Genomic DNA, 15238 nt, shown 5'->3' on the forward strand with positions numbered 1-15238 from the left:
GGTTCAGGCCATGGTGAGGGTGGAGCGCACCTTGATCACCTTGCGGCGCAGCCAGGCCTCGGTGGAACCATCCCGGTAGCGGCGCAGCCGCTGCAGCTCCCAGTGGCCGTATTCCGCCTCCTCGGTGAGCAGTTTGCGGATCTGGTTGCGGGTGACGGTGTGCGGCAGCTTGATGGACAGCACCTCAAAGGTCCTGCCCTCGTCTTCCTCGACGCGTACCTGACGAGCGGCGATGTAGCCGATTCGGTCCTCGATCCCCATCAAGCCTCCCAGATGGTGCGTGCCGCCATGATGCCACGCCGGGAAAGGCGTGGCGGGACGATGTGCGCGCACGCCGTCTGAACTGCTATCGTTTCCTGCTGTTGCCGGTGACCCCGGTGATCACCCTGTCCGGGTGGCGGAATGGTAGACGCGCTAGCTTGAGGTGCTAGTGCCCGACTAAGGGCGTGGAGGTTCAAGTCCTCTTCCGGACACCACGTAGAACCCCTGAACGGATCAGCAGCAATGCCGGTCTGGTCAGGGGTTTCGTGCTGTTGCGGGAATCGAGGGCCCGAAGGACGCCCGGTCAGGTGTTGTCCATTGTCCAGGTGTTGTCCGGCCCCGCTTTCGGGCGATCTACCGCGGTGGACGATTGGGCCTCGATCCACGGCCAGCGCAGGACGGTGAAGCTCACTTTCACCACCACCGCCCTGGATGCGGCGCAGGATCTGCGGCTGCATGCTGCCGGCTGGGCCCTGGCAGAGTGATCCTCGCCGGGCCCGCACTCCGCCAAGGGAGGTCATGGCTTGCCCCAGGCCGGGGAACCACCCGGCAGTTGTGAGGGCTTTTCGGACGCCTTGTGTGTCTGCCGTTCGAAGGACAGCTTAACTTCAGCTGAAAACCACGTGGCTTCTACTCAGGGCGGCGTCTCACGGTTGGCCGGTGGATCACGCGGTGGGGTTTACTGGCCCTGCTCAACCCGTCATGACGGGCCGGGGGGCCGCCATGGGGACACCGTTCAAATCAGCACTGACATTTGGAGATTGCCTTGCGAAGCCCCCGTCACCCCCAACTCCTCGCCGGTCTCAGCACCGCAGCCCTGCTGGGTTCGCTGCTCGCCACGCCGGCCGCCGCCGCCCCGGCCCCACGGCAGGACCTGCCGGCTGCACCGCAGCCGGCCCCAGCGACTCCCTCCACCAAGCAGGTGGACGTTCCGGCCGCCAACGCCACCGTCACCGTCGGCGGCACGATCCAGCGGGTCATCGCGCAGCTCCCCAGCACCAGCGGCAACTTCACCATGGCCGGGGTCACCTGGGCCTCGTTGCAGGGTGAGGCGACCGTCCAGGTACGGGCTCGGACCGCCAAGGGATGGCAGCAATGGCAGACGCTCAATGCCGAGCAGGAGGTGGATGCCCGCAGCCCCCAGAGCCGACAGGGCACCAGCGCCGGATTCTTCGGCGAGTCCACCGCCGTCGAGGTGCGGGTGCTGACCAGCAGCATCGCCCCCGCCAGCATCAGCAAGGTGAAGGTCTCGCTGATCGACTCCCGCGTCCAGGCCGGTGACGACCAGTTGGCCCAGCGCAAGGTGCGCGCCCAGGCCGAGAACTCCCCCGGCACACCGGCCCGTCCCGCCATCGTGTCCCGCGCGGGCTGGGGTGCCAACGAGAGCCTGCTGCGCTACAACGGCTCCGGGTGCGTGAACGCCACGATTGACACCACCATCAAGGCCGCGATCGTGCACCACACCGAGGGCACCAACAACTACACCCCCGCCCAGTCTGCCTCCATCCTGCGCGGCATCTACGCGTACCACGTCAAGGACCGCGGCTGGTGCGATGTTGGCTACAACTTCCTGGTGGACAAGTACGGCACGATCTATGAGGGCCGACACGGCGGCATGGAGCTGCCGGTGCACGGCGCCCACGCCACGAACTGGAATACCGACACCGTGGGTGTCAGCGTGATGATGAGCTCGATGAAGGTCGCTCCGTCGTCGTCCGCGATGAACTCCGTGGCCGATGTGCTGGCCTGGAAGCTGGCCGCCAATTACCGCGACCCGAACAGCACCCTGACGCTGGCCGGCAAGCGGATCAACCGGATCGCCCGGCACGGCGACGTGATGAGCACCGACTGCCCCGGCACCTACATCACCGCCTACATGCCGACCCTGCGTCGGCAGGTGACCGCCAAGATGGGCGACTGGAAGAGCCCGATCTACCGCACCTGGATCGCCGAGGGTGGCGAGGACGCCGCGGGGGCTCCGCACATCATGGAACGCCCCTGGAATGGCGGCCGCACCACCACCTTCACCAAGGGTGGGATCTACCAGACCCCGTCGGGCGCCACCTACTGGATCAGCCGTTCCGCCGACGCGCGCTACCGTGCCGCTGGCTCCTTCGAGAAGCTGGGCTGGCCCACCTCCAAGACGGTGATGGTGGACGACGGCGCCCGCAGCTATGTCCGCTTCCAGAAGGGCAGCATCTACACCAGCTCGGCCGGCGCGTACATCACCACTGGCGCCATCGACGCCTGGCTGAAGTCCCATCCCCGCGAGTTCTCCGCCCTGGGCTATCCGACGGGCAATGCCCACAGCCCCAGCACCACCAGCTCGTCGGTCTGGCAGCAGAGCTTCCAGAACGGCGTGCTGCGCTACGCCAATGGCTCCATCAGCATGACCCGCACCGGGGCTTCCGGCAGCGGGAAGCAGGGGGACTTGAACGGTGACGGCCGCGCCGACGTGTTGAGCATCGACGGCGACGGCACCATCACCTGGTACCCCACCCAGAGCGATCGCACCTCCGGCACCAGCCAGAGCGGAAGCACCGTCTCCGGCGGCCCCTTCACCTGGGTCAGCCAGCTCCCCGACGTCAACGGTGATGGCTTCAGCGAGCTGGTGGCGCGCCGCCAGGACGGGACCCTGTGGGCCTGGGATGGGCGGGGCAAGGGCCGCTACACCAATGGACACCGGATCGGCCAGCGCTGGAATGGGATGCGTCAGCTGAACGTGGTGCCGGACATGAATGGCGACAAGCTGCCGGAGATCGTCGGCATCTCGGCCGATCAGCGAATGATGCAGTACAACCTCGGCAGCAAGCTGTCCGTGATCCGGACCAAGCAGATCGGCAAGAACTGGGGCGGCATCGTCCACATGACCAGCGTCGGTGACTTCCGGGGCGCCGGCGTGACCGACATCCTGGCCGTCACCAAGGACGGGCTGCTGCTCGACTACTTCGGCAGCTCCAGCGGCACCTTGGGTGGCAGCCGGAAGGTGGGCACCGGGTGGACCGGATTCACCCGGGTCTACTCGATCGGCGACATCAATGCGGACGGCCGGTGGGACCTGGTGGCCCACCGCTCCAGTGGCCCGCTGTACAACTACATCAACCGTCAAGGCCGTTGGACCGAGGCCGTTGCCATGGTGCCACAGGTGACGCAGCTGGGAATCCTTGCCTGATCTGCGGACGACTACTGGTTGCGCACCGGCTTCGGCATTGCCAGGCCGGTGCGTTCCAGTTCCAGCGCCGCCATCTTGCGCACGACCTCGGCATTGCCACGACGCCACTCCCCCACCGGGTCCGGCGTGATCCGCGCCAGCTGGTCCATCGGCACATTGGCCATCGCCCGCAGGGCAAACAGATCCAGGTCGGCATCGGCATCGATGAAGCTGCGGGCCGCCGCGGCCTGTCGGACGAAGCGGATCCGTCGCGGCAGCCAGAAGGCCAGGACGGTCAGGCTCGGCACCAGGAAGACCGTCCAGGTGGTTACCTGCGCCAGGTGATGCACCTGCGCCACCTGGGCGGTGGTCTGTTCGCCGATCTGCTGCAGGCCGCCCGCCATCGAGGCGAAGGGATCGCCGAGTACCCCGCCGATCCCGGGTAGTGATCCGACCTGCTGCTCGGCGGCGCGCATCTGTTCCGACATGGAGCGAGCGGCGTCGCCGGTCTGCCGGGCGGGCACCGCCAATTGCTCCACTGCCCGCCCCAGCAGCCGGGCTGCCAGGGCGCAACCGATCACCCAGCCCAGGACAAACAGGTCTGCGGTCAGCTGCCGAGCCATCCGCCAACCGGGACGTGCGTAGACCTGCATGATTCCTCCTGGCCGAGTGACTATGTTTCCCGGGGTGAGAGCGCCGGGCAGGCCCAGCCTACGGACCCTTCCCCAACCCGCGAGCCACAACACCCGCAGCACGGTGCTCCCATCATCAGGCCACAGCCTTGCGCGGGGCGTCGATCCGCCAACGACCCAGCTCATCCCGCCGGGCCAGATGTGACTCCTCCAACCGGGAGAGCCGGGAGAGCACCGCTGCCATCCCCAAACCGGTCCGGCGGGCGACCTCCCCGGCCGTCATGCCGCCGCGAGCAGGCAGGGCTTCCCGCACCTCCATGAGCTCCGCCGGTAGCCGATCCAGCGGACGATCCTCGCCGCCGAAGGGCAGGGTCGGTGCGCTGACCAGCGGCTCCACCAGGGCCAGGACATCCGCCACGTCAGTCACCAGCGTCGCTTGCCGGTCCCGGATCAGCCGGTGCGGCGTGATGCTCATCGCGGATCGCACCGATCCCGGGACGGCCATCACCACCCGCCCGCAGGCATTGGCCCACGAGGCAGTGTTGTTGGCCCCCGAACGGGCCGCCGCCTCGACGACAATGCTCCCGCTGGTCAGGGCCGCGATCAGCCGGTTGCGCGCCAGAAAGGCCACCCGGGTGGGATGCAGACCGCAGGGCAGCTCGCTGACCAGCAGATGATCGTTGCGGATCGCGTCGAAGATCACCTGGTTGCCCCGGGGATAGGGATCGTCCAGACCGCAGGCCAGGACGGCGATGGTACGCCCGCCGGCCGCGATCGCCCCTCGGTGGGCGCTGCCATCAATCCCATAGGCGCCGCCAGAGACGACGGTCCACGGTTCGTGCTTCTGGCCCGATTCGGCCAGTCCCATCGCCAGATCGGTGGCCACGTGGTCGCCATACTGGGTGCTGGCCCGGGAGCCGACGATGGCCACGGCGCGCTCACTCCACCGGGCCAGATGGCCCGGCCCCCGCAACCAGAGCCCCAGTGGCAGTCCACCCAGGCCCTTGAGATCGGTGTGCTGCAGCACGTCGAGTGACTCCGGCCATTCCGGATCACCGGGAATCACGAAACGAACCCCGCGTCGTTCGGCGGTGCCCACCAGCTCGGCCAGTTCCAGCCCCTTGGCCCGCGCCGCCCACCTGCCCTCGGCGGAGCTGTTTCGCAAGGTCTGCCAGACCTGTTGGGCGCCGTGCTCCAGCACCTTGCCGGCCAGGGTGGCCGATCCGGCCTCACAGGCCATCGTCAACCCCGCCCGAGCCAACCGCTCGTCGCTCCACTGGGTGCTCATGCCGCCTCTCCTGCCCGTCCTCGGCGCATCTGCAACGCCACATGCATGTCGTCGCGCTGGACGTTGCCGTGCCCCTCCAGATCCGCAATCGTCCAGGCCACCCGCATCACCTTGTCCGCACCCCTGGAGCTGAGCAGGCCGGTCACCAGGGCTTGGTCCAGCAGGTCAACGCCCTGGGCACTGGGCAGATTGCCCCGCAGGAAGGCACCCGGCACCTCGCCATTGGTCAGCCACGGGGTGCCCCGCAGTCGATGGGCCTGCCGCTCCCGGGCCACCGCCACCCGCTCCGCGACCTCGGCGCTGGCGGTTCGCTGCCCCACCGCCGCCTTCAGATAGGCCTTGCGTACCGGAACCAGATGCTCGGTCAGGTCGATCCGGTCCAGCACCGGTCCGCTCAACCGCTCGGTATAGCGTCGGACCTGCATCGGGGAACAGGTGCACACCGCCCCCACCGTGCCGTGGTTGCCACACGGGCAGGGGTTGGCGGCCAGTACCAATTGGAAACGTGCCGGGAAGCGGGTCTGGATCTGGGCGCGGCTGATGGTGGCCCACCCGGACTCCAGCGGGGTGCGCAGGGCATCCAGCTTGGCCGCGCCGAACTGGGGTGCTTCGTCCAGGAACATCACACCACGGTGGGCCAGGGATACCGCCCCGGGCCGGGCCACCCTTGCTCCCGATCCGATCAGTGACGCCAGGGACGCACTGTGGTGCGGATCGGCAAAGGGCGGCCGACTGACCAGGCCATGGTTCAAGTCGTGCCCGGCCAATGAGTGGATCGCCGAGACCTCCAGTGACTCGGCCCGGGTCAACGGCGGCAGTAGGCCCGGCATCCGTTCGGCCAGCATCGTCTTGCCGACACCCGGCGGCCCGGCCAGGAACAGATGGTGCCGCCCCGCCGCAGCGACCTCCAGGGCGTACTTGGCGTCCTCCTGCCCGACCACATCCGCCAGATCCAGCTGGTGCGCCGGCTGTGGCGGGCTCGCCTCGGTCAGCTCCGGCAGCATCACCGGCCGTCCATGGAGCACGTCCACCAGGTCATTCAGGGTTCGGACTCCCCAGACCGTCAGGCCATCGGCCAGGCCGGCCTCTCCCACCTGACTGGCGGGGACGACTGCGGTTTCGAAACCCGCCTCCTGCGCCGCCAAGAGGCCGGGCAGGATGCCCCGGACCGGGCGTACCCGCCCGTCGAGCCCGAGTTCCCCCATCAGCACGGTCCGACCGGCTCGTTGCCGGGGCACCATCTCCGCCGCGGCCAGCACGGCGGTGACGATGCTCAGGTCGTAGTGGCTGCCGCCCTTGGGCAGGGTGGCCGGTGACAGGTTGATGGTGACCAGTTGGCTCGGCCAGGCGATCCCGACGCTGTGCACCGCGGCATGGCAGCGGTCCCGCGCCTCGTACAGCGCCGTGTCCGGCAGGCCCACCAGCACCGTCTTTGGCAGGCCATTGCCGATGGCGGCCTCCACCTCCACCATGGTGCCCTCCATGCCCAGCAGTGCCACCGACCAGGCAGCTGCGGCGCTCATCGGGTGATCCCCCGCACATGGGTGATCCGGTGCACGTCGCCGGGCTGGCGGAGCACCCCCACCGCGTCGACGCGAATCTGGTCCGCCCAGGTCTCCAGCCCGGCGTCCTGTCGCTCCCGCAACCAGAGCAGCGCCAGCTGCTCGAGTTTCCTCACCTTGGCCCGGGTGATCGCCTCCAGGGGATCCCCGAAACCGAGCCCGGATCGGTACTTGACCTCGACGAAGACCAGGGCGGTCCTGTCCCCTGGCAGGGATTCGCGGGCAATGATGTCCAGCTCCCCGTCGCTGCAGCGCCAGTTGCGCTCCACGATCTCCCAACCGAGCCCCCGCAGATGCGCGTCGGCAAGGTCCTCCCCCAGTCGGCCCACCTCTTGGTCATGACTGCGCGTCGGTGTGCGCTCGTCCATTCCAACCACCTCCGCACACAGTGTGTGCAAGGCGTGTCAGCCATCCACAGGTTCAGCCGGCCCCGGCCGCCCTGTGGATAACTCTCGACCGGCGTCGGCCCGTGTGGGCTCAGTCCTGGTCGTCGGGAACCTGCAGGTCGGAGTGGGCGATCTCCTCGATCGACACGTCGCGGAAGGTGAGAACCTTGGCTGACTTCACGAAGCGGGCGGGGCGGTACATGTCCCACACCCACGCGTCGCCCATGCTCACCTCGTAGTAGACGTCGCCACCCTCGGTGCGGACCTTCAGGTCAACCGCATTGCACAGGTAGAAGCGCCGCTCCGTCTCCACCGCATAGGTGAAGATCCCGACCACGTCCTTGTACTCGCGGTACAGGTCGAGTTCCAGCTTGCTCTCGTACTGCTCTAGGTCTTCGGCGCTCATGGTGCGACAACTCTAGCGCGCGCGACGTTGGCATAGCTGAACCGATGGATCGCACACGGCCCGAACTCGTCCAGCCGCTGCTGGTGCAGCTTGGTGGAATAGCCCTTGTGCACCTCGAAGGCGTAGTCGGGATGCTCCTGGGCATAGTCGGTCATGATCCGGTCCCGGGTCACCTTGGCCACGACGGAGGCGGCCGCGACACAGGCAGCCACCCGGTCGCCCTTCCACACGGCCAGCCCGGGAACCCCGAGCCCGTCCACCGGGAAGCCATCGGTCAGCACATAGCTGGCCGGCTCGGACAGCCGCAACAAGGCCCGGCGCAGGCCCTGGATGTCGGCCTCATGCATCCCGAGCGCGTCGCATTCGTCGGCCTCGACCCGCACCCAGGCAACGCTGACGGCCTTGGCCATCACCTCGTCGTAGACCCTTTCGCGCGCCCGGGCAGTGAGCAGTTTCGAATCGGCCAGCCCGGTGATCCGACGGGCCGGGGTGTCGGCCAGGATCACCGCGGCTGCCACCAGCGGACCGGCGCAGGCACCGCGCCCGGCCTCATCGGCGCCGGCCACCGGCGTCAACCCGGCCCGGGCCAGGGCCCGTTCGTAGCCGTAGATCCCCTTGCCAGGACGGATCGTCACGGATCAGCCCCCGGAACCCACCCGTACGGTGGGATTCTCCGGCGCCGGATTGGCGCCGGCCGGCACCGCGTCGAAGGTGTCCGGGGTGCTGAAGCCACTCCACCGGCTGACCGGTGCGGCAATGGCCACGACCGGACCGACCACGTCGCTGGTCGGCACAAAGGCGCGCATCCCCGCTGGCGTGCCCTCGGTCAGGTGGATCCGGGAGTCGCCGGATTCCGCCCGGTGATCACCCAGCACGAAGATCCGATCCCGTGGAACCACCACCTCGAAGGGAGTGTCCGACGGCTCGTTCTGGCCGGCCCCGTCGCTGAAGAGATAGGAGGTCTCGTCCAGCGCGGCGCCGTTCACGGTGACCCGACCATCCGCGGCGCAGCACTTCACCGTGTCGCCGGGCATCCCGATCACCCGCTTGACCAGGTGATTGGTGCTGGTCGCGGGAAGGACGCCGATCTTCTCCCCCACCTTGCCCAGCGCCGAACGCTCCGCCGGCCGATCGACGATCCAGTTGTCCGGGTCCTCGAAGACCACGATGTCGCCGCGCTTGAAGTCGGTCAATTTGGAGACGACCACCCGATCCCCGATGTCCAGGGTGTTCTGCATCGAACCCGACGGGATGATGAAGAGCTGACCGACGAAGGCCCGCAGCAGTGCCGCGATCACCAAGGCTCCGACGACAACCACCACCAGTTCGGTGAGCGCAGCACGGATCCGGCTGCCGACGGTACGCGACTCGGACGATGCCTGCTCCTCGTCGCGGCGCTCCTCCGCCTGGGCTTCCCCGCCAGGGTTGTGTTCCGTCACAGAGCTCACCTTCCGCACAGTGTCACGACGCACCATGCGTCTGCTTGGGACAGTCTAAGTGCCCATCAGCGGAGCTCCCCGGAAAGACACCAGGGCCCGCTGCCGAAGCAGCGGACCCTGGTCGGTGAAACGCTTTGCCTGGGCTCAGGCGCGCTTCTCCTTGATCTTGGCGGCCTTGCCACGCAGGCCACGCAGGTAGAACAGCTTGGCGCGACGGACGTCACCGCGACGCTCGACCTCGATCTTGTCGATGATCGGGGAGTGCAGCGGGAAGGTACGCTCCACGCCGGTGCCGAAGCTGACCTTGCGAACGGTGAAGGCCTCCTGGATGCCACCGGCATTGCGGGCGATCACGACGCCGGCAAAGACCTGCACTCGGGACCGGTTGCCCTCGACGACCTTGACGTGCACCTTGACCGAGTCGCCCGCACGGAAGTCGGGAATGTCGGTGCGCAGGGAGGCCTGGTCGATCTCCTTGATGAGCTTGCTCATGTGTCTCTTCCTCGCCAGTGCCACAGGTCACCGTGCTGATGATGTATGAATAGGTCTCCGCGACTCCGGACGGTCCCCCTGTGGCAGGAGCCGGACGACGTAGAGCAACAGCTGTACATTCTTCCACACCGGGGCTCCCGGCGAGAAATCCGCATCCCGCCGTGTTGCCCCAAGACAGGCGACCCCCTGACACGAAAGACTGGCCCCTGTCTACTGGGCAACCGACAGACAGCCGCACCACCAGAGGGGAGGAGACGTGGACGAAGCCGCCTTTGACGCCTTCTACACGGCTTCCTTCTCTCGCGTCGTCAACCAGATCTACGCCATGTGTGGCAATCTCGCCGAGGCTCAGGACTGCACCCAGGAGGCCTTCGTCCGGGCCTGGGACAGGCGCAAACAGCTGGATGAGAGTGATGCGCCGGAAGCCTGGGTACGCACCGTCGCATATCGGCTGGCGGTCAGCCGGTGGCGCAAGGCCCGGCGGGCCTTCCGCCAGCCCGATCGTGCCGTGGAAGTGCGCCCCAGCCAGGAACCCAGCCCCACCCGGGTGGCGCTGGAACGGGCCCTGGCCACCCTGCCCGAGGAACAGCGCCGGGTGATCGTCCTGCACCACCTGTGTGACATGGGCGTCAATGACATCGCTGCGGAAATCGGCGCCCCGGCAGGTACGGTGAAGGCGCGGCTCTCCCGCGGCCGGGCCGCCCTGGCCAAGGCCCTGGGGGACCCCGAGGAAACCCGACTGGGATGAATCCGAAAGAATTCTCAGGATTCATGCAACCACGCACGCCCCCCGTGCGTAGACATGACGATCAGGCCTGCGAGCACGTTTCCCCACAGGCAGGATCCTTGGCGATGATCACAGGGACAGGAGGTGCGCCATGACTGCCAGGCCACCCCGCGACGACTTCGACGCGCGCGCCGACGCGCTCTTTCGAGAACTCACCCAGGAGACCGACGAGCTGCTGACGGCCCCCACCCCGGCCGAGATCCGCCGACGAGGAGAGCAGCGCCGGACCCGCCGGCACACCGGAATTGCCGCCGGCACGCTGGGCATCGGTCTGCTGGCCGCGGCATCGGCCTTCAGCCTGGGCGGCGGCGCACTGCGCGGCCACCCGTCGGTCGATCCCGCCGGCACACCCAGCCCGGCCACATCCCGGGTGCAGCTGCCCACCAGCCGACCGAGCGTAAGCACACCGCCGGCCACGTCGGCCCCCCAGCCGTCGGCCAGCAGCACCCAACCCAGCGCCCCGAGCACTTCCCTTCCGGCCAGCACCGCAGTGCCCACCGCCACGACGACGGTGACGACGACGGCCACCGCATCGAGCACCCCCACCGGGTCAGGGACGAGTTCCGCCAGCGCCCCCGCCTCCGCACCCCCGCCGGCCGCCTCTTCCATCCCCGCCAGCGTGGCAGCCCCCACTTGGGACGATCTGCCGACGGCGAGTGAACTCGCGCGCACGGGCCAGAGTGCCCTCACCCAGGACGTCGAGACGACCGAGCTGCCCCAGGAGTCGTTCAGCCTGTGCCAGGTGGACATCAAGGATCTGTCCCAGAAGAACCTGCTGGTCAGGCACTTCACTTCCGGCGACGGCGCCGTCACGGCCTACGCGGTGGCCTTCGGCTATGACACCCCGGAGCAGGCCGTGGCGGCCCGCAAGATCCTGCGCGGCTGGTACACCGGCTGCGCGGCCCGGCTGCAGGCGGCCGGCAAGCCCGGGGCCAAGCAGACACAGGCCCACCCGATTCCGTTGGCCGGCAAGGCCGGGCAGGTGATCGATCCGGTGGACGGCGCGAGTTTCCGGCAGGTCTCTCATGGTGTGGAGGGCGGTGACACCGGCGTCTTCGAGGAGGCCACCATCATCCAGGCCGGCAACCGGCTGGAGTGGGTGGTCTACACCGTGCAGGGCACCGACGACAACAACTGGGACACCTCCGCGGGAGGCCCCGTGGGGGCCGTCTACCCGGGTATCGCGCACGCCCAGAGCTGGGCCGACAAGCTGCTGCCCTAGAAGGCCTCGCCAGGCTCGGCCATCGTGGTCGGCCTGCCGGCCGTCGTGGTTGCGGCCCTCCGGCCGGCACGATCGACATCATCCCCTACAACGCACGAGGCGCCAACCGGTCCCCCGGTCGGCGCCTCGTCGTGTTGACGAACTCAGCTCACTTGCCGTCGCCCTTGAACAGCGACTTGATCAGGTCGCGGTTCAGCTGGCTGATGCTCTCCAGCGGAATGCCCTTCGGGCAGACCTGGGCACACTCGCCGATGTTGGTGCAGCCGCCGAAGCCCTCCTCGTCGTGCTGCGCCACCATGCCCTTGACGCGGCTGTACCGCTCGGGCTGGCCCTGCGGAAGCATCGCAAGGTGGGTGATCTTCGCCGAGGTGAACAACATCGCGGAGCCATTGGGGCAGGCGGCGACGCAGGCGCCGCAGCCGATGCAGGTGGCATTGTCGAAGGCCTTGTCAGCCTCGCGCTTGGGCGCGGGGGTGGCATGGGCATCCGGAGCCGCACCGGTGTTCACCGAGATGTAGCCACCGGCCTGGATGATCCGGTCGAAGGCATTGCGGTCGACGACGAGGTCCTTGATGACCGGGAAGGCCCCGGCCTTCCAGGGCTCGATGTCGATCACGGCGCCGTCGGCGAAGGACCGCATGTGCAGCTGGCAGGTGGTGGTGTGCTGGCCGCCGTGCGCGATGCCGTTGATCACGACACCACACATGCCACAGATGCCCTCACGGCAGTCGTGGTCGAACGCGACCGGCTCCTCGCCCTTGACGGTGAGCTCCTCGTTGAGGAGGTCGAGCATCTCCAGGAAGGACATGTCCTCGGAGACGCCGTCCAGCGGGTAGGTGACCATCTGGCCCTTGGCGTTGGCATTCGCCTGACGCCAGATTCGGAGTGTGACCTTCACTTGTAGCTCCTCTGCTTGAGCTCGATCGCCTTGTAGACCAGGGGTTCCTTGCGCAGGATCGGCTTGCCGCCATCGCCGCCGAACTCCCAGGCCGCCACATAGGCGTACTGGTCGTCGTGGCGCAGCGCCTCGCCCTCTTCCGTCTGGCTCTCGCCACGGAAGTGTCCACCGCAGGATTCGCGACGGTGCAGGGCGTCGATGCACATCAGCTCACCGAGTTCCAGGAAGTCGGCCAGACGGCCGGCGCGCTCGAGGGTCTGGTTGAAGTCCTCGTTGACGCCGGTGACCTTCACGTCGCTCCAGAAGACCTTCTTCAGCTCGCGGATCTTGGCGATCGCAGTCTTGAGGCCCTCCTCACGACGATCCATGCCGCAGTACTCCCACATGATCAGACCCAGTTCCTTGTGGATGGAGTCGACCGTGCGGGAACCGTTGATGCTCAACAGGGTGTTGATGCGGTCGGTGGCTTCCTTGACCGCGGCCTGGACGGCCGGGTGGTCATTCTCGATGCGGCCGTGCTTGGTGGCATCGGCCAGGTAGTCGTTGATGGTGTTCGGCAGCACGAAGTAGCCGTCCGACAAGCCCTGCATCAGCGCCGAGGCACCGAGGCGGTTGGCGCCGTGGTCGGAGAAGTTGGCCTCGCCCGTGCAGTACAGACCGGTGATGGAGGTCATCAGGTCGTAGTCGACCCACACGCCACCCATGGTGTAGTGCACGGCCGGGTAGATCCGCATCGGAGTCTCGTAGGGATTCTCCGCGGTGATCTGCTTGTACATGTCGAACAGGTTGCCGTACTTGGCCTCGACGGTCTTCTGGCCCATGCGGTTGATGGCATCCGAGAAGTCCAAGTAGACGCCACGGCGAACCATCCGCTCCTGGCCGGTGTCCGGATCGATCTCCTTGACGGCCGGGCCGACGCCGCGGCCCTCGTCGCACATGTTCTTCGCCTGACGCGACGCGATGTCACGCGGAACCAGGTTGCCGAAGGCCGGGTAGATGCGCTCCAGGTAGTAGTCGCGCGCCTCCTCGGGAATCTGGCGGGGATCCTTGTCGCAGTCGGCCGCATTCTTGGGAACCCAGATGCGACCGTCATTGCGCAGCGACTCCGACATCAGGGTCAGCTTGGACTGCGACTCGCCGTGCACCGGGATGCAGGTCGGGTGGATCTGCGTGTAGCACGGGTTGGCGAAGTAGGCGCCCTTGCGGTGCGCCCGCCAGCCGGCGGTCACATTGCAGCCCATGGCATTGGTGGACAGGAAGAAGACGTTGCCGTAGCCGCCGGTGGCGAGCACAACCGCGTCGGCGGTCCAGGCCTCGATCTTGCCGGTCACCATGTCACGCGTGACGATGCCGCGGGCAATGCCCTCGTGCACGATCAGCTCGATCATCTCGTGCCGGGTGTGCATCTTCACCGTGCCGGCGGCCACCTGGCGCTCCAAGGCCTGGTAGGCACCGATCAGCAGCTGCTGCCCGGTCTGGCCGCGAGCGTAGAAGGTGCGCTGCACCTGCACGCCCCCGAAGGAGCGCGTGTCCAGCAGGCCGCCGTACTCACGAGCGAAGGGAACGCCCTGGGCGACGCACTGGTCGATGATGTTCTTGCTGACCTCGGCCAGGCGGTAGACATTGGTCTCGCGGGCGCGGTAGTCGCCGCCCTTCACGGTGTCGTAGAACAGCCGGTAGACCGAGTCGTTGTCATTGCGGTAGTTCTTCGCCGCGTTGATGCCGCCCTGGGCGGCAATCGAGTGCGCACGTCGCGGGCTGTCCTGGTAGCAGAAGTTCTCGACGTGGTAGCCGGCCTCGCCCAGCGTGGCGGCAGCGGCGCCGCCGGCCAGACCGGTACCCACGATGATGACCTTCAGCTTGCGGCGGTTGGCCGGGTTGACCAGCTTCGCCGTGAACTTGCGGGTCTCCCAGATCTTGTCGATCGGCAGGTCCTTGGGGGCCTTGGTGTCCTCGATCTCCTCACCGACGACCCAGTAGTCGGCCGCGTCCACCTCGACGGCGGCCCGAGCGGGCGCCGCGGTGGCTCCGTTGAACTGGTTCTCGCTCATCGTCCAATCACTCCAGTCAGAATCATCACCGGCGGAATCATGAAGCCGATGAACAGCAGGCCGGCAATGATCCCCGAGAGGGTCTTCAGCAGCTTGCGGGACCCGGCGCTGACATTGGCGCCGAGGGTGATGAAGGCGCTCGCGCAGCCGTGGTAGATGTGCGTGCACACCGCGATCATGAAGACCAGGTAGGCCAGCACGACCCACCACTGACCGAAGCCGGCCACGACGCGCCCGAAGGGCGGCAGCGACGAGGTGCCGCTCGGGTAGCCGGGAGTCAGGACCTCGGCGGTGTAGTGCAGCAGGTGCATGACCAGGCCGAGCACCAGGATGATGCCACTCCAGATCATGGTGCGAGCCGCGAAGGAGCTCTCCATGTTCTTCTTGTTGGCATACCGGGCGCCGCCGACATTCTTGCTCTTGCGGCCGGTCAGCTTGGCGGCCGACCACATGTGCAGCACGATGCAGGCCAGCAGGAAGAGCCGGAAGGCCCACAGGAACCACAGGGGGGGCACGATCGGGTACAGGAAGCGGCGCAGGTAGTGCGAGTACTCGTTGAACTCGGCGCCGTTGTCGGGAAGCAGCAACTTGGTGTTGCCGAACATGTGCATGAGCAAGAAGCCGATCAGACACAGACCGGTGACGGCCATGAGGGCCTTCATC

The 15238-nt window shown here is 67.5% G+C and carries 16 protein-coding genes and 1 tRNA gene; 5 read left to right on the plus strand and 12 right to left on the minus strand.

Annotation, left to right across the window (positions count from 1 at the left end; translation table 11 throughout):
• Window positions 1-3: 3 nt before the first annotated feature.
• Window positions 4-261, minus strand: coding sequence for a DUF5703 family protein (locus tag AAEX57_RS03255; RefSeq protein ID WP_446721082.1), 258 nt, complete (start codon window positions 259-261; stop codon window positions 4-6).
• Window positions 262-388: 127 nt separating this feature from the next.
• On the opposite strand from AAEX57_RS03255, the gene AAEX57_RS03260 reads away from it, so the two are divergent.
• The 3 genes from AAEX57_RS03260 to AAEX57_RS03270 all read left to right on the plus strand — a co-directional run bounded on the left by AAEX57_RS03260 (window position 389) and on the right by AAEX57_RS03270 (window position 3433).
• A tRNA-Leu gene (locus AAEX57_RS03260) sits at window positions 389-476 on the plus strand.
• Window positions 477-569: 93 nt separating this feature from the next.
• Window positions 570-746, plus strand: a complete 177-nt coding sequence (locus AAEX57_RS03265) for a hypothetical protein (RefSeq protein WP_342097747.1) — start codon at window positions 570-572, stop codon at window positions 744-746.
• A gap of 281 nt (window positions 747-1027) precedes the next feature.
• A complete protein-coding gene (locus AAEX57_RS03270) occupies window positions 1028-3433 on the plus strand; it encodes an N-acetylmuramoyl-L-alanine amidase (RefSeq protein WP_342091185.1) in 2406 nt (801 codons plus the stop codon).
• Window positions 3434-3444: 11 nt separating this feature from the next.
• Here the strand turns inward: AAEX57_RS03270 and AAEX57_RS03275 are convergent, their stop codons facing one another.
• The 8 genes from AAEX57_RS03275 to rplS all read right to left on the minus strand — a co-directional run bounded on the left by AAEX57_RS03275 (window position 3445) and on the right by rplS (window position 9617).
• Window positions 3445-4065 (minus strand): hypothetical protein, encoded by a 621-nt coding sequence (locus AAEX57_RS03275; protein ID WP_342091184.1) that lies wholly within the window; start codon window positions 4063-4065, stop codon window positions 3445-3447.
• Window positions 4066-4180: 115 nt separating this feature from the next.
• Complete coding sequence (gene dprA, locus AAEX57_RS03280; RefSeq protein WP_342091183.1) at window positions 4181-5332, minus strand: DNA-processing protein DprA; 1152 nt, start codon at window positions 5330-5332, stop codon at window positions 4181-4183.
• Window positions 5329-6855, minus strand: coding sequence for a YifB family Mg chelatase-like AAA ATPase (locus AAEX57_RS03285; RefSeq protein ID WP_342091182.1), 1527 nt, complete (start codon window positions 6853-6855; stop codon window positions 5329-5331). Before AAEX57_RS03285 ends, dprA begins: the two co-directional genes overlap by 4 nt.
• A complete protein-coding gene (locus AAEX57_RS03290; protein ID WP_342091181.1) occupies window positions 6852-7262 on the minus strand; it encodes a YraN family protein in 411 nt (136 codons plus the stop codon). Before AAEX57_RS03290 ends, AAEX57_RS03285 begins: the two co-directional genes overlap by 4 nt.
• A gap of 109 nt (window positions 7263-7371) precedes the next feature.
• The gene (locus AAEX57_RS03295) at window positions 7372-7686 is read right to left on the minus strand and encodes a DUF2469 domain-containing protein (protein WP_342091180.1); all 315 of its coding nucleotides are present in this window, start codon (window positions 7684-7686) and stop codon (window positions 7372-7374) included.
• Entirely contained in the window at window positions 7683-8321 is a 639-nt protein-coding gene (locus AAEX57_RS03300; RefSeq protein WP_342091179.1) for a ribonuclease HII, read from the minus strand. Before AAEX57_RS03300 ends, AAEX57_RS03295 begins: the two co-directional genes overlap by 4 nt.
• 3 nt (window positions 8322-8324) lie before the next feature.
• A complete protein-coding gene (gene lepB, locus AAEX57_RS03305) occupies window positions 8325-9125 on the minus strand; it encodes a signal peptidase I (protein ID WP_342091178.1) in 801 nt (266 codons plus the stop codon).
• Between the two features lie 144 nt (window positions 9126-9269).
• A complete protein-coding gene (gene rplS / locus AAEX57_RS03310; RefSeq protein WP_342091177.1) occupies window positions 9270-9617 on the minus strand; it encodes a 50S ribosomal protein L19 in 348 nt (115 codons plus the stop codon).
• Between the two features lie 256 nt (window positions 9618-9873).
• On the opposite strand from rplS, the gene AAEX57_RS03315 reads away from it, so the two are divergent.
• Together AAEX57_RS03315 and AAEX57_RS03320 are read left to right on the plus strand one after the other, a co-directional pair.
• Window positions 9874-10365, plus strand: coding sequence for an RNA polymerase sigma factor (locus tag AAEX57_RS03315; RefSeq protein WP_342091176.1), 492 nt, complete (start codon window positions 9874-9876; stop codon window positions 10363-10365).
• Window positions 10366-10495: 130 nt separating this feature from the next.
• Window positions 10496-11626 (plus strand): hypothetical protein, encoded by a 1131-nt coding sequence (locus AAEX57_RS03320; protein WP_342091175.1) that lies wholly within the window; start codon window positions 10496-10498, stop codon window positions 11624-11626.
• Between the two features lie 148 nt (window positions 11627-11774).
• Here AAEX57_RS03320 and AAEX57_RS03325 read toward each other — a convergent pair whose 3' ends face one another.
• The 3 genes from AAEX57_RS03325 to AAEX57_RS03335 are packed head-to-tail and all read right to left on the minus strand — an operon-like array spanning window position 11775 to window position 15237.
• Window positions 11775-12524, minus strand: a complete 750-nt coding sequence (locus AAEX57_RS03325) for a succinate dehydrogenase/fumarate reductase iron-sulfur subunit (RefSeq protein WP_342091174.1) — start codon at window positions 12522-12524, stop codon at window positions 11775-11777.
• Window positions 12521-14575 carry a fumarate reductase/succinate dehydrogenase flavoprotein subunit gene (locus AAEX57_RS03330; RefSeq protein WP_342091173.1) on the minus strand — a complete coding sequence of 685 codons (2055 nt, stop codon included), beginning with the start codon at window positions 14573-14575 and terminating at the stop codon, window positions 12521-12523. Before AAEX57_RS03330 ends, AAEX57_RS03325 begins: the two co-directional genes overlap by 4 nt.
• Window positions 14572-15237: a succinate dehydrogenase cytochrome b subunit gene (locus AAEX57_RS03335; RefSeq protein ID WP_342091172.1), complete on the minus strand. Its 666-nt coding sequence runs from the start codon at window positions 15235-15237 to the stop codon at window positions 14572-14574. The genes AAEX57_RS03330 and AAEX57_RS03335 overlap by 4 nt, the downstream gene beginning before the upstream one ends.
• Window position 15238: the final 1 nt, after the last annotated feature.

It is taken from the genome of Luteococcus sp. H91 (assembly GCF_038433135.1).
Taxonomy (GTDB): domain Bacteria; phylum Actinomycetota; class Actinomycetes; order Propionibacteriales; family Propionibacteriaceae; genus Luteococcus.

Bases quoted from the DNA above. Each gene is read 5' to 3' on its own strand.
- rplS (WP_342091177.1), bottom strand. From the start codon at position 9,617: ATGAGCAAGCTCATCAAGGAGATCGACCAGGCCTCCCTGCGCACCGAC.
- AAEX57_RS03330 (WP_342091173.1), bottom strand. From the start codon at position 14,575: ATGAGCGAGAACCAGTTCAACGGAGCCACCGCGGCGCCCGCTCGGGCC.
- AAEX57_RS03255 (WP_446721082.1), bottom strand. From the start codon at position 261: ATGGGGATCGAGGACCGAATCGGCTACATCGCCGCTCGTCAGGTACGC.
- dprA (WP_342091183.1), bottom strand. From the start codon at position 5,332: ATGAGCACCCAGTGGAGCGACGAGCGGTTGGCTCGGGCGGGGTTGACG.
- AAEX57_RS03335 (WP_342091172.1), bottom strand. From the start codon at position 15,237: ATGAAGGCCCTCATGGCCGTCACCGGTCTGTGTCTGATCGGCTTCTTG.
- AAEX57_RS03320 (WP_342091175.1), top strand. From the start codon at position 10,496: ATGACTGCCAGGCCACCCCGCGACGACTTCGACGCGCGCGCCGACGCG.
- AAEX57_RS03290 (WP_342091181.1), bottom strand. From the start codon at position 7,262: ATGGACGAGCGCACACCGACGCGCAGTCATGACCAAGAGGTGGGCCGA.
- AAEX57_RS03285 (WP_342091182.1), bottom strand. From the start codon at position 6,855: ATGAGCGCCGCAGCTGCCTGGTCGGTGGCACTGCTGGGCATGGAGGGC.
- AAEX57_RS03295 (WP_342091180.1), bottom strand. From the start codon at position 7,686: ATGAGCGCCGAAGACCTAGAGCAGTACGAGAGCAAGCTGGAACTCGAC.
- AAEX57_RS03275 (WP_342091184.1), bottom strand. From the start codon at position 4,065: ATGCAGGTCTACGCACGTCCCGGTTGGCGGATGGCTCGGCAGCTGACC.